Below are 12,002 nucleotides of genomic sequence, written 5' to 3' on the forward strand. Positions count from 1 at the left end.
TCGCACACGGCCCCGCGGACACGGGCGGGTGAGACGCCCGGGCCTCCTCACAAGAGGCCCGAGCGCGCCACACCTGGCCGGACGCGGGGCATGGCCACCCGCGCCCGGCATGGACCGGCGTGTGACGGTCCGTTACTGGATGGTGTACGCCACCGTGCCGCTGCAGCTCCCGTTGGAGTAGCAGCCCGCGCGGATGGAGTACGTGCCGGCCGTCGTCGCGGTGAACGACGCGAAGGACAGCACGCCGCACGAGTCGTCGTTGCTCGCGACGGAGGTGCCCGCGGAGTTGTTCAGCCGCAGGTAGGTGTCACCCGTGCCCGTGGCGCCGTCCACCGAGCAGGTGCCGAAGCGAATCGTCTGACCCACCGCCAGCGTCACCGACTGGTTGGTGGTGTTGACGGTCGCGTTGGACGTGTTGGTCGCCGTGAAGTTGAACTTGATGGAGGGCGGCGGGTTGGTGGTGCCGCACAGCCGCTGGCTGCCGGCCACCGCGCAGTAGTCGCTCACGGCCGGACGCACGTAGGTGATGTCCTCGCCGCGGCAGCCCGTCTCCGCGCAAACGTTCACGATGGAGCAGCTCCCGTTGGAGACGTAGTCCGTCTCGCCGCGCACCAGGATGCCGGCCACGGTGTAGTCCGTGTTCTCGTACACGCCGGAGCCGGAGTTGCCGCCGAACGTGTCCGTGGAGGCCACGAAGAAGTCCAGCGAGCTCGGCCGCGCGTCGCGCACGGAGCCGCCCGCGTCAATCTTGAACGGGATGCCGCTGCCGGAGCCAATGACGGTGACCTTGCTGCCCACCGGCATCGCGGTGTTGCCAGCGCGGATGGGCGCGGGCTTGAAGCGCGGCGTGGCGGCGCGGTCCAGCCGGACGATGGCGTAGTCCAGGTTGGGCGTGCCAGAGGTCTGCTTGCGCACCACGACGCTGGAGCACGAGAAGACGTCCGCGGACGTCACCGGCTGCATCTGGCCCGCCGCCGGACGGTAGAAGTTGAAGACGAAGCGCGTGTCGCCGCACGTGCTGATGCAGTGGCCGGCCGTCAGCACCAGGTTGTCGTCGATGAGCGTGCCGGAGCAGAACGCGGGCGTCTGGTCCGTCAGGAAGCGCTCCGACGAGCACAGGCCATACGCGCTCTGCAGCGTGGACGCGTTGAACGTCACGCGGCCCTGCGCATCCGTCGTCATGGACGATGCGCGCATCAGCGCCACCGTGGACTCCGTCGCCCGCGCCCGCAGCGTCGCGTTCGGGTGCGCGTAGACGTCCTGGCGGTCGTCGGTGCCGTACACCACGGGCTGCTCGGTGGTGCCCTCGTTGCCCTTCTCGGGGGTGCCCCCCTCCGGCGCGGGCCCGCAGGCCGCGACGGACACGGTACACAACAGCGAGCCCAACAGCTTCCGACCTGCTCCACTCCGAAGAAGGGTGCGCATGCGGGGGACAGCTCCTTGACGAGAGACCGCCGCCGGGGTGGCGGACGGCCGGCGCATCTTCAAGCCATCCCGCAATACCTGTAAATCATAATAAAGACTGTTTTCGTGTAACTCAAATAGACGCAACTTCATTGCAATAGACGACACACCGCGTCCTTCCCGGGAGCAGGCGTGCGTCAGGTGGTGAGCACTTGTGACGAGCAGCGTCGAACGCAGGCGGCCGGGCGGCGCCCCGGCCAGGCGGATGTCCTCCGAGCGTGGTGGCATGGGGGCGCGGCGGGCAGGTTGGCGCAGCGAGGCAGCCTCCCCACCCTTGCCCCCAGAAGCCGTCCGCTCACGGAAGGGAGAAGCAAGCCATATGAAGACGCTCATCACCACGTTGGCCCTGTGCCTGGGTACCGCCGCGTTCGCGCAGAGCGAGCCGGAGAAGGCGCCCTCGCAGACGCAGGTTCCTGGCCCCAGCACGCGTGTCCACACCGGCGTGAATGCCGCGGACGTGGGCCGAGGCATCAACGGCAGCAAGAAGGAGGCGGAGAAGGTCCCCGGCCACGACAACACCTACAACAAGAAGGACGCGCTGAGCCTCAAGGGCACCTTGAAGGAGGCGGACGACGACAGCGTCAGCATGACGCGCAAGAACCTGCCGGACGCCAAGCTGGAGGTGAAGGACCAGACGGTGGTGCTGCTGGACGGCAAGAAGGTCCGCGCCGACGAGATTCCCGAGGGCTCCGAGCTGAAGGTCCGCTTCCAGCTCGACGGCGACAACATCGTCGCCGTGGAGGTGCGCGCCACCAGCCCCAAGGGCACCGGGGGCTCCGGCAAGGACAGCCCGAAGGACAAGGACGCGAAGCCCGTCGACGAGGACGTGAAGAAGGACCTCAACGACGGCACTCATTGAGCCGCACGGCGTTGTCTGGCCAACGCCCGACCCGGCCCACTCCCTCGCGGGGGTGGGCCTGGTCATTTCCGTTCCCTTCCTCGTCGCCGCGAGTGCCCACCGTGGGCAGCCCCCTTCCCTCTCCGCGTGGAAGGCGCGGGCGCGCCGCACGGTACGCCGCTTGCTCCGGACCGGGGACGGGAGGAAGCGGTGATTCGACGACTGTTGGGCGCGAGTGTCGGTGTGGCGGTGTTGGTGGCGGCCTGGGCGTGTGGCGGTTCCGACAAGCCGGGTCCGGATTCCACGGGTGAGCCCGAGCCTCCCGCCTCCGAGGAGGACGCGGGCACCGACGGAGGCCCGGAAGACGACGGAGGCACGCAGACTCCGGAGCCCCCCGACGCGGGGCCTCCCGACGCGGGGGAGCCTCCGCTGCCGCCGAAGCCGGAGGGCCCCTGGCCCACGGACCCGCTGACGAACTACTCGTCGAAGTACGCCATCCCCAAGGTCGTCGCCATGGGCGTGGACGCGGCGCACAACCTCTGGTTCCTGAACCGGGACCGCATCGGCGTGCTGCGCGCGGGCACGGACAAGGTGCTGTGGAACAGCCAGCCCATCGGCCAGGCCAGCCGGGGCTTCGGGACGAGCCCGGACAACCTCGCCACCAACTCGCGCGTCATCTGCGGCGGCAAGGCCGGTGAGGCCTACGTGGGCTACGAGGCCGTCAACGACATCCCCGGAGGCCAGCGCATCGCCGGGCGCGGCGAGGCGGACTTCTCCGAGGAGCGCTACCTGGAGTTCCAGAAGGGCGACGTGGACGCGGTGACGGTGAGCGACGACGGCACGGACATCGTGCTGCGCGAGCACCTCTTCCGCTCGAAGGGCACCAGCCGCCCCAGCCGCAACGAGCCCATCGGCATCCGCAACAGCAATGACTTCCACTACGACGAGGACCGCTCCGTCTACTCGTGTGTGCGCGTGATGCAGGGCCCCTACGAGGGGGAGGTCTACGTCGGCACCAACCACGGCGTGACGCGCATCCGCGGCTACGAGTACAGCAGCCACCGCCACCCGGCCTACTGGGTCACCACGCCCACCGGGGGGCGCTCCCAGCGCGCGGGCTACACCTTCGGGCTGGGCATCTCGAAGGACGGCGACCTGCTCATCGCCAACGACTGGAAGATTGGCATCCTGCCCCCCAACGCGGCGCTGGAGTGGTGGGACTCCGAGGAGCGCAAGCCGGAGATGCCCGCGGGCGTGGAGCCGGCCCTCTACACGCTCAACACCTTCGTGGACCCGGTGAACCCGGGCAACGACGAGACGCGGGGGGAGACGGCGCCGTTCAACTTCTGGCGCGCCTTCCAGCAGACGGCGGATGGCTCCTACTACGTCGGCGGCCTGGGCACGGGCCTGTGGCAGTTCCAGGCGAATCCGCAGCGCCACAACCCGAGCAAGCTCTCCGACTCGGACTATGTCCGCGTCCAGGGCGCCAACACGGATGACTACACCGCGCTCGCGGCCACGCGGGATGGCTCGCTCTTCGTGGGCACCGCGGACCACGGCCTGTGGCGGCTGACGCCGACGAAGCAGCTGGAGAAGGTGTCGGGCGTCAGCGGCGCCAAGGTGCAGCAGCTCATCTACGACGCGCGGGTGACGCCGGGCGCGCTGTATGCGCTGGTGGACGGCAAGCTGTACGTGCTGCGCGGGTACTGACGCGCCGTGCTACTTCCCCCGGGTGCCCAGCGCGCCCGGGGGGCCCGCGCCGGGGACTCGAGGCTGGGTGGGCAGGCGCAGGATGAAGGTGGAGCCCTGGCCCTGGGCGGAGCGCACGGTGATGCTGCCGCCCATGGCCTCCACGATCTGGCGGGTGATGTAGAGGCCCAGGCCCAGGCCGCCGTAGTGGCGCTCCGACACGGCGCGCTCGAACTTGCCGAAGAGCCGGGCCATGCCGTCCTCGGAGATGCCGATGCCGTGGTCCTTCACGGCCAGCACCGCCATGGTGCCCTCGCCCACCAGCGACACCTCCACCGGGCGCCCCGCGCCGTACTTGGCCGCGTTGGACAGCAGGTTCACCAGCACCTGCTCCACGCGCAGTGGGTCCCACTGACCGGGCAGCGAGCCGGAGACGTGCACGGACAGCTCGCAGCCCGCGCGGGCGAACTCCTCCGAGAACGCGTCCACCATCTGTCGGACGACCTGCACCAGGTCCAGCTCGCGCGGCTCCAGGCTCAGCTTGCCCGCCGCCAGCCGCGACACGTCCAGCAGCGTGTTCACCAGGCTGCCCAGCCGCGACAACTGCCGCTCCAGCACCTGGCTGCGCGGCGCCAACTCCTGCCCCAAGACCGGCTGCGCGCCCACCACCTGCCGCAGCAGCAGTTGCAGGTGCAGCCGCATGCTGGTGAGCGGCGTGCGCAGCTCATGCGCCGCCACGCTGAGGAACTCGTCCCGCGCGCGCACGGCCTCCTGCGTCTCGCGCAGCGCCTGCTCGCGCACGGCGCGCTCCCGAGCGGCGCCCGCGTCGCGCTGGGCCTCCACGCGGCGGCGCTCCGTGAGGTCCTCCACGTAGAGGCACGCGGCGATGACCTCGCCGCCTCGGCGCACGGGGTGGTAGCTGGCGCGGAAGACGCGCGTGCGCTCCACGCCGCCGCCCGGCTCTCGGTGGATGATCTCCACGCCGTCCAGCGGCTCGCCCGTCTCCAGCACGCGGCGCACGCGGCGGGCGGTGTCGCCCAGCGAGGAGTGGGGGCTCATCACCTCGTCCATGGGACGTCCGAGGTGGGCCTCGCGTGGCTGGCCGTTGAGGGCGGCCAGCGCCTCGCTCACCTCCACGAAGCACAGGTTCCGGTCCACCACCGCCATGCCCAGCGGCAGGGTGGACATGAGCTCCGTGAGGGCGACGGGCCGAGCACACTCTCCTGGGCCCTCTTGCCGCCCACCCACGGGCGACGTCACTTCCGGGCCCATGTCAGATGCAGTCCCAAGCCGGAGGCTCATCGTCTGCGCGTGTGTACCAACCTCGTCGGACGCCGTCACCGCTCGGCCCCCCGCAGTGTGTCCAATGGTGGAAGAAAGCACAGTTGAGACGTCCGGAATCTTGCCTGAAACAGGAGGGTTCTGACGCCACCCCCACTGTGTCCCCAGGGAGGGCAGGCGTGCGTGGGGCACCTGCTTCAACCCACCTCCCCTGGCCTGCATAGAATCAGGTGCTTCGCCGTCCCGGCCCCGAAAGGAACCGCACCCGCATGCGTTTGAGACGTTGGGTCCGCCGCCGTCCCCCGGTGTCCTCCCTGGATGTTTCGCGAGTGGAGCCCCTGTCCGGGGGGCGTAACGAGGTGGTGGCCTGGAGCGGCGAGGACCCCCTGCGCCCGGAGCGGCGCCTGCGGTGGAGGGACCACTTCACCCTCACGGAGAACCTGCTCCACCTGCCGCACCTGCCAGACTCCCACGACGGCCTGCGCGTGGCGCAACTGTCCGACGTCCACGTGGGCCAGGCCACCAGCGACGTGCGCATCCGCCGCGCGGTGGAGGCCGTCAACGCGGAGTCCCCGGACCTGGTCTTCCTCACCGGCGACTACGTCACCCACAGCGCCCGGCCCCTGCCGCGCGTGCGCGAGGTGCTCTCCGGACTGAAGGGCCGCGTCTTCGTGGTGATGGGCAACCACGACCACCAGGTCAACGCGCCCTACCTGCGCGAGAGCTTCGAGCGGCTGGGCTACACGGTGCTCCAGAACGAGCACCGCGTGGTGGAGGTGCGCGGCGCGCCGGTGACGGTGCTGGGCGTCGACGACGGGCGCACCGGACGCGACGACGTGGCGGCGACGTTCCGAGGCGCGCCGGAGTCCGGCACGCGGCTGGTGCTGGCCCACACGCCGCCCACGGTGGAGAAGCTGCCCGCGCAAGGCAACCTGGTGCAGTTCTCCGGGCACACGCACGGCGGCCAGTTCATCGTCCAGGGCCTCACGGAGGCGATTTTCCGCCGCGCGGGACAGCCCTACATCCGAGGGCACTACCTGGTGAGGGGCAACCAGCTCTACGTGAACCGGGGCCTGGGCTTCGGCTTCGGCGGCCCGTACCTGCGCCGGGGCAGCGAGCCGGAGGTCGCCTTCTTCACGCTGCGCTCCCGCATCGCCCTGGCCGCGGCGGGCTGACGCTCAGCGCCGGAGCGGCGGGGAGCCCAGCTTCCCGCCGAACCCCTCCTGGCGTCCGCTCCGGCGCAGGCTGTAGGGCCCGGAGCCGAAGTAGACGATGAAGAGCGCGCCGCCCGCCATGGAGAGGTTCTTCATGAAGTGGACGAGCTGGTTCTGCGCCTCCACCGGGTCCGCGACGAGCCAGAAGCGGTGGACCATGAACGCCGCGCTCAACAGGAACAGGGTGATGACCGCGGCCCCCAGCCGGGCGAACACGCCGAGCAGCACCGACAGCCCGCCCAGCACCAGCGCCGCGCCCGACAGCAGCACCGCCCAGCGAGGCTCCGGCACACCGGAGGCCTGGGCCACGGCCGTCAGCGCGTCCAGCTGGATGAAGTGGTTCAGGCCGCTGGTGATGAAGATGGCGGAAAAGAGCAGTCGAGCAATCGGCACGAGCACTCCCATGAAGGGCCTCCTGTGTCCCATGAACGCCGGGGCGTGGAAGTCACTCTCAAGCTGCCCATGACTTCCCACCCGACAGCGGGCGCTCGCCTCTTCGTCCACCACACGACTCGCGCGGTGTGGCGTCGCTCACATGGCCGCTCGGCTGCGACAACACGCCACACATGGACGCCGGACGCGGGGGCGTATGGTCCGCGGCGTCGTGAAAGCCCCTTTCGCTCTCGCCGCTGTGTTGGGTGCCGCACTGTTGCTGGCGCCCGTGTCGCCCGCATGGGCCTGTGCCACGTGTGCGTGTGGCGACCCCACCCTGATGTCCATGGGCACCGAGCAGCCGTTCTCAGGCCGGCTGCGCCTGTCCTCCACGCTGCGCCTGTGGGGCCACACCGTGGGCCAGGAGCGGGTGGACGCGCTGCGGCTGCGCGAGGCGCGCATGGACCTGGCCGTGGCGTACGCGCCCGTGCCGTGGCTGTTCCTGTCGGCGACGCTGCCGCTTCAAGCACGCGAGGTGCGCGCGGTGAGCCTGTCGCGCGAGCGCGGCTGGGGCGTGGGCGACGTGGAGCTGACGGCGAAGGCGTTCGTGTTCCAGGACCAGGAGTTCTCCGCGAACCACCTCATCAGCGTGCTCGTGGGGGCGAAGCTGCCCACCTCGCCCACGCTGCGCGCGGAGGACGGCACGGTGCTGGATTTGGACACGCAGCTGGGCAGCGGCTCCGTGGACCCGCTGGCGGGCGTGGCCTATCAGCACTTCCGGGGCAGCTGGTCCTTCCTCGTCAGCGCCACGGGTTTCCTCCCCACGCGAGGCATCCAGGGCTACCGCGCCGGCCCCTCCGTGCGCACCACGGTGGCGGCGCAGTACCAGCCCGCGGCGAAGTGGGCGGTGCGGCTGGGCGTCGACGGACGCATCGAGGCGGCGGCCGACATCCACGGCGAGAAGGAGGAGAACGGGGGTGGCGTCATCGGCTATGCGTCGCCCGACGTGCTCTTCAGCCCCAGCACCGACTTCGTGGTGGCCGCCGGCGTGCGAGTCCCCTTCTTCAACCAGCTGCGCGGACGCGTGGCTCCCACTCCCATCGCGATGATGTCCGTCGCGTACGACCTCTAGCGCCATGTCTCCTGCCGTGAAACCGTTGGCCCTCCCCGCGCTCCTGCTCCTCCTGTCCGGCTGTGGTGGAGGTGAGCGCATCGCGGGCGTGGAGCTGACGTTGGGGCTCACCACGGCCCGCGCGCGCGCCGTGCCCGAGGGCGCGGGGGCTCGCACGCTGCTGACGAACGAAGGGGAGCGGGTGACGCTCTCCGGGGCGCTCTTCACGCTGGGCAGCGTGGAGCTGGTGCCGTGCGAGACGACGGGCTGGCGGAGGCTGTGGCGGGAGCTGTCGCCGGTGGGCACGGCGTGGGCGCACTCGACCTCCAATGCCTTGCGCCTGGGCACGCCGCACGTGGTGGCGCTGGGCGACACGGATGGCGCCGTGGCACCGCTGGGCGTGATGCGGCCGCCTCCCGGGCGCTACTGCCGGGCACGGCTCACCTTCGAGCCGGCGGACTCGGACGCGGAGGGCCTGACGTCCGCGATGGAGGGGACCCGGCCGGTGGACATGGTGGGCTTGAGCCTGCATGTCCGGGGGACCCACGGGGACGTGCCGCGCGACTTCGAGGTGGAGACGCGCGGGCGGTACGCGGTGGACGTGGCGCTGGATGGGCTGGAGTTGACGGAGGACGCGCCCCGGGCGGCGCGGGTCTTCACGCTGGCGTGGGACTCGTGGCTGGATGGACTGGGGCCGGGCGAGTCGCCTCGCAACGTGGACCTGCTCGGCAACATTGCGCGCTCGGCCGCGCTCCAGTCTCCTGCGGCGCCATGACGCCTTCCGTCCCCCCCGAACCCGCCTCTCGCGCGCGCATCAACCTGGAGTGGCTGCTGCGGCTGCGCTGGGGCCTGCTGCTGGGCCAGGCGGTGGTCATCGCGGTGGCGGCGTATGGGCTGGAGCTGGCGTTGCCAGTGCCCGTGCTCGCGGGGCTCCTGGGGTTGGAGGCCGCGACGAACCTGGCGGTGCGAGCGTGGCTGGGTCGCGCGCGCGTGAGCGAGGGGACCCTCGGCAAGCTGATGCTCTGGGACACGCTGGTGCTCACGGGGCTCCTGGCGCTCAGCGGTGGGACGCACAATCCCTTCACGACGCTGTACCTGGTGAATGTGGCGCTGGGCACGGTGCTGCTGCCGGCGCGGTGGATGTGGAGCCTCCTGGGCTTCACGCTGGCGGCGTTCGGCTCGCTCTTCGTGTTGCAGGACGTGGACATCGCGCCGGGGCTGTCGCGGCCGGACCATGCGGCGCTGATGCGGCTGCACCTGAGTGGCATGTGGGTGGCATTCGCGGTGGCGGCGGGCTTCATCGTGTACTTCGTGCAGCGGGTGACGCGGGCGCTGGAGGAGCGCGAGCAGGAGCTGGCGCAGGCGCGGGTGCAGCATGCGCGGCGGGAGAAGGTGGCCTCGCTGGCGACGCTGGCCGCGGGCGCGGCGCATGAGCTGTCCACGCCGCTGTCGACCATCGCCGTGGTGTCCAAGGAAGTGGAGCGCGCGCTGACGACGGCGGGGACCTCCGAGGCGGTGCGAGAGGACTTGCGGCTCATCCGCCAGCAGGTGGACCGCTGCCGCGACGTGCTGGTGCAGATGTCCGCGGACGCGGGGCAGACGACGGGCGAGGCCTTCCATCCGATGCCGCTGGGGCGATTGGTAGGCGATGCGCTGGCGGAGCTGTCGGGCGTGGAGCGGGTGCGGGTGGAGCTTCCGTCGGAGCTGACGCAGTCGCAGGTGCAAGGCCCGCCGCGGGCGCTGGCGCGGGTGGTGCGGGGGTTGGTGAAGAACGCGCTCCAGGCCTCGGCGCCCGCGAGGCCCGTGGAGCTTCGCGTGGTGGCGGGCCGGGGAAGCGTGCGGCTGGAAGTGCGCGATGGAGGGGCGGGGATGCCAGCGGAGATATTGGCGCGAGCGGGTGAGCCGTTCTTCACGACGAAGGCGCCGGGCGAGGGCATGGGGCTGGGGCTGTTCCTGGCGCGGACGCTGGCGGAGCAGCTTGGCGGCGCGTTGGAGCTGCGCTCCACGCCGGGCCAGGGCACGGTGGCGAGCCTCGCGCTGCCCCTGGGCGCGCCCGGAGTGGCTCCGCCGCCCCAGGAGGCGAGGCCGTGAGCCACACGGGTGGGGATGGGCATCGTCCGAGTCTGTTGTTGGTGGACGACGACGCGACGCTCCGGGAGCGGCTGGCGCGAGCGTTCCGCGAGCGGGGCTGGGATGTCACCACGGCGGGCAACCACGAAGAGGCGCTCGCGGCGGCGAAGCGGGAGTCACCGGAGTACGCGGTGGTGGACCTGCGCATGCCGGGGCGAAGTGGCCTGGAGGTGGTGAAGGACCTGCTCGCCGTGGATGCGTCGACACGAGCCATTGTCCTCACCGGTTACGGGAGCATCGCCACGACGGTGGATGCGATTCGATTGGGGGCGGTGAACTACCTGCCCAAGCCGGCGGATGTGGATGACATCCTCGCGGCCTTCGACCGGGCCGCGGGAGAGCCGTCGTTCGCCGCGCCGGAGACCTTCGAGGCCCCTTCCCTGGCACGCGCGGAGTGGGAGCACATCCACCGCGTGCTCGCGGACTGCGCGGGCAACATCTCCGAGGCCTCACGCAAGCTCGGCATCCACCGCCGCTCGCTCCAGCGCAAGCTCCAGAAGTATCCGCCCGCGCGCTAGACGCCACGCCTCACGGATACGTCACGCTGAACGTCGTGGGCCCCTTCAGGTAGGTGAGCCCGGAGGCGGAGCGGCAGCCGCTGTCGATGTCCGTGCTCAGGTACGTCGTGGTCCTCACCGCCGTGGCGCCCTGGAACTTGCCCGACAGCACCTTCCCCGTCTGCGTCACGAGCGTCGTCGCGTCCTGCACGGAGACATGCGACTGGCTCATCAACACCGTGGACGTCTCCGCCGTGTTCCACGTCACCACCTGACGCCCGGCCCCTGCTCGCGCCAGGTCCGCGCATGTCATCCCTCGCGCCAACGACGGCGCCTCCGAGCCCATCATCGCGGACGTCACCGCCGAGCCCAGCACCGTCACGCAGTTGCTCACCGACGCGTGGAACAGCACCTCGCTGTCCCGAGGCTCCGCCCTCACGCCCGTGGCGTACTTCGCCTCGCCCTGCCCCAGCGGACAGGTGATGAGCACCTTCTCCGGAGGGCGCTCGATGGTCATCCCCGCCGGCCCGTGCCCGTCCAGCGAGCCTGTCACCGCGCGCCCGTTCCCCTCGCCACATGCCAGGGGCGTGCACAGCCCCACGAGCACGACACCCTTCACACCCCATGACGTCGCACGCATGTGCATCCTCCTGCCGGGTCGCGGCACTTCACGTCACCGTGCGGATGAGCTCGAGCGTCGACGGCCCGCTCAACCAGATGAGCCCCCCCGGTGAGGCACAGCCCTTCTCGATGTCCGAGTTGAGGTACGTCACCGTCCAGATGGCCGTCGCCCGCGCGAAGGCCCCCGACTCCACCGTGCCCGTCAGCGTGAACACCGTCAGCGCGCCCTGCGCCAACTCACGCGACTCGCTGAACACCAACGTGGACGTCTCCCCCGTGTTCCACCGCACCACCTGACGCACCGTCCGGGGCGTCAGCAGGTCCGCGCAGGAGAAGTCCGAGTGCAGGCTCGACTCGAGCGGCAGGCTCGCGGACTTCACCTCCGACGCCGGAATCGTCACGCAGTTGCTCAACGTCGTGGCCCCCGCCACCGTCACGGCCTTCGAGCGCTCCGACAACCCCGGCATGTACGACGCCTGACTCAGCCCCAGGGGACACGTCACCACCACGGGCCCTTCGTCACCTTCGTCGCGCGGCTCGGCGCTCGCGGTCCGCGGCGCTCGTGGCGGCCCACGCCCTTCGTCCTCGCCGCTCCCCGCCGACACGTCGAAGGTCGACGTGAGGGCGAGCGCGGAAAGAAGCACCACCACCGCCGCCAGCAGACTCCTGCGCATGCCCCCTCCCGATAGCCACCCGCCGCCGAGATAGGGCTTCACCGCGCCTCAGCCCACCCACGAAAGACAACAACCCCGCCTGGCCGACACTCACACCGCCCTCCAGGCCCA

General features: G+C 70.8%; 12 protein-coding genes. 7 read left to right on the forward strand and 5 right to left on the reverse strand.

From position 1 onward, the window contains the following. Positions 1-132 precede the first annotated feature (132 nt). Positions 133-1,425, reverse strand: coding sequence for a serine protease (locus tag MYSTI_RS37610; protein ID WP_015353102.1), 1,293 nt, complete (start codon positions 1,423-1,425; stop codon positions 133-135). Between the two features lie 358 nt (positions 1,426-1,783). Here MYSTI_RS37610 and MYSTI_RS37615 point away from each other — a divergent pair, with 358 nt between their 5' ends. Together MYSTI_RS37615 and MYSTI_RS37620 are read left to right on the forward strand one after the other, a co-directional pair. Beyond that, positions 1,784-2,323, forward strand: a complete 540-nt coding sequence (locus MYSTI_RS37615) for a hypothetical protein (protein ID WP_015353103.1) — start codon at positions 1,784-1,786, stop codon at positions 2,321-2,323. A 189-nt stretch (positions 2,324-2,512) separates the two neighbouring features. Further along, positions 2,513-4,012: a ligand-binding sensor domain-containing protein gene (locus tag MYSTI_RS37620; protein ID WP_015353104.1), complete on the forward strand. Its 1,500-nt coding sequence runs from the start codon at positions 2,513-2,515 to the stop codon at positions 4,010-4,012. A 9-nt stretch (positions 4,013-4,021) separates the two neighbouring features. On the opposite strand, the gene MYSTI_RS37625 is transcribed toward MYSTI_RS37620, so the two are convergent. Then, a complete protein-coding gene (locus MYSTI_RS37625) occupies positions 4,022-5,179 on the reverse strand; it encodes a sensor histidine kinase (protein WP_044900935.1) in 1,158 nt (385 codons plus the stop codon). 362 nt (positions 5,180-5,541) lie between these two features. On the opposite strand from MYSTI_RS37625, the gene MYSTI_RS37630 reads away from it, so the two are divergent. Then, positions 5,542-6,447 (forward strand): metallophosphoesterase, encoded by a 906-nt coding sequence (locus MYSTI_RS37630; protein ID WP_015353106.1) that lies wholly within the window; start codon positions 5,542-5,544, stop codon positions 6,445-6,447. 3 nt (positions 6,448-6,450) lie between these two features. Here MYSTI_RS37630 and MYSTI_RS37635 read toward each other — a convergent pair whose 3' ends face one another. Next, positions 6,451-6,891 carry a DoxX family protein gene (locus MYSTI_RS37635; RefSeq protein ID WP_015353107.1) on the reverse strand — a complete coding sequence of 147 codons (441 nt, stop codon included), beginning with the start codon at positions 6,889-6,891 and terminating at the stop codon, positions 6,451-6,453. A gap of 184 nt (positions 6,892-7,075) precedes the next feature. Between MYSTI_RS37635 and MYSTI_RS37640 the strand changes: the two genes are divergently transcribed. The 4 genes from MYSTI_RS37640 to MYSTI_RS37655 are packed head-to-tail and all read left to right on the forward strand — an operon-like array spanning position 7,076 to position 10,617. Then, positions 7,076-7,990 (forward strand): transporter, encoded by a 915-nt coding sequence (locus MYSTI_RS37640; protein ID WP_015353108.1) that lies wholly within the window; start codon positions 7,076-7,078, stop codon positions 7,988-7,990. A gap of 16 nt (positions 7,991-8,006) precedes the next feature. Next, positions 8,007-8,744 carry a hypothetical protein gene (locus MYSTI_RS37645; protein ID WP_233278088.1) on the forward strand — a complete coding sequence of 246 codons (738 nt, stop codon included), beginning with the start codon at positions 8,007-8,009 and terminating at the stop codon, positions 8,742-8,744. Beyond that, positions 8,741-10,060 (forward strand): ATP-binding protein, encoded by a 1,320-nt coding sequence (locus MYSTI_RS45475; RefSeq protein WP_015353110.1) that lies wholly within the window; start codon positions 8,741-8,743, stop codon positions 10,058-10,060. Before MYSTI_RS37645 ends, MYSTI_RS45475 begins: the two co-directional genes overlap by 4 nt. Continuing rightward, on the forward strand, positions 10,057-10,617 hold the full coding sequence (locus MYSTI_RS37655) for a response regulator transcription factor (protein ID WP_015353111.1): 561 nt from the start codon (positions 10,057-10,059) through the stop codon (positions 10,615-10,617). The genes MYSTI_RS45475 and MYSTI_RS37655 overlap by 4 nt, the downstream gene beginning before the upstream one ends. A gap of 10 nt (positions 10,618-10,627) precedes the next feature. Here the strand turns inward: MYSTI_RS37655 and MYSTI_RS37660 are convergent, their stop codons facing one another. Together MYSTI_RS37660 and MYSTI_RS37665 are read right to left on the reverse strand one after the other, a co-directional pair. Beyond that, positions 10,628-11,236 carry a hypothetical protein gene (locus tag MYSTI_RS37660; protein WP_015353112.1) on the reverse strand — a complete coding sequence of 203 codons (609 nt, stop codon included), beginning with the start codon at positions 11,234-11,236 and terminating at the stop codon, positions 10,628-10,630. 28 nt (positions 11,237-11,264) lie between these two features. After that, on the reverse strand, positions 11,265-11,891 hold the full coding sequence (locus MYSTI_RS37665) for a hypothetical protein (RefSeq protein WP_015353113.1): 627 nt from the start codon (positions 11,889-11,891) through the stop codon (positions 11,265-11,267). Positions 11,892-12,002: the final 111 nt, after the last annotated feature.

It is taken from the genome of Myxococcus stipitatus DSM 14675 (assembly GCF_000331735.1).
Classification (GTDB): domain Bacteria; phylum Myxococcota; class Myxococcia; order Myxococcales; family Myxococcaceae; genus Myxococcus; species Myxococcus stipitatus.

Bases quoted from the DNA above. Each gene is read 5' to 3' on its own strand.
- MYSTI_RS37660 (WP_015353112.1), bottom strand. From the start codon at position 11,236: ATGCGTGCGACGTCATGGGGTGTGAAGGGTGTCGTGCTCGTGGGGCTG.
- MYSTI_RS37615 (WP_015353103.1), top strand. From the start codon at position 1,784: ATGAAGACGCTCATCACCACGTTGGCCCTGTGCCTGGGTACCGCCGCG.
- MYSTI_RS37630 (WP_015353106.1), top strand. From the start codon at position 5,542: ATGCGTTTGAGACGTTGGGTCCGCCGCCGTCCCCCGGTGTCCTCCCTG.
- MYSTI_RS37635 (WP_015353107.1), bottom strand. From the start codon at position 6,891: ATGGGAGTGCTCGTGCCGATTGCTCGACTGCTCTTTTCCGCCATCTTC.
- MYSTI_RS37625 (WP_044900935.1), bottom strand. From the start codon at position 5,179: ATGTCCACCCTGCCGCTGGGCATGGCGGTGGTGGACCGGAACCTGTGC.
- MYSTI_RS37610 (WP_015353102.1), bottom strand. From the start codon at position 1,425: ATGCGCACCCTTCTTCGGAGTGGAGCAGGTCGGAAGCTGTTGGGCTCG.
- MYSTI_RS45475 (WP_015353110.1), top strand. From the start codon at position 8,741: ATGACGCCTTCCGTCCCCCCCGAACCCGCCTCTCGCGCGCGCATCAAC.
- MYSTI_RS37665 (WP_015353113.1), bottom strand. From the start codon at position 11,891: ATGCGCAGGAGTCTGCTGGCGGCGGTGGTGGTGCTTCTTTCCGCGCTC.
- MYSTI_RS37640 (WP_015353108.1), top strand. From the start codon at position 7,076: ATGGTCCGCGGCGTCGTGAAAGCCCCTTTCGCTCTCGCCGCTGTGTTG.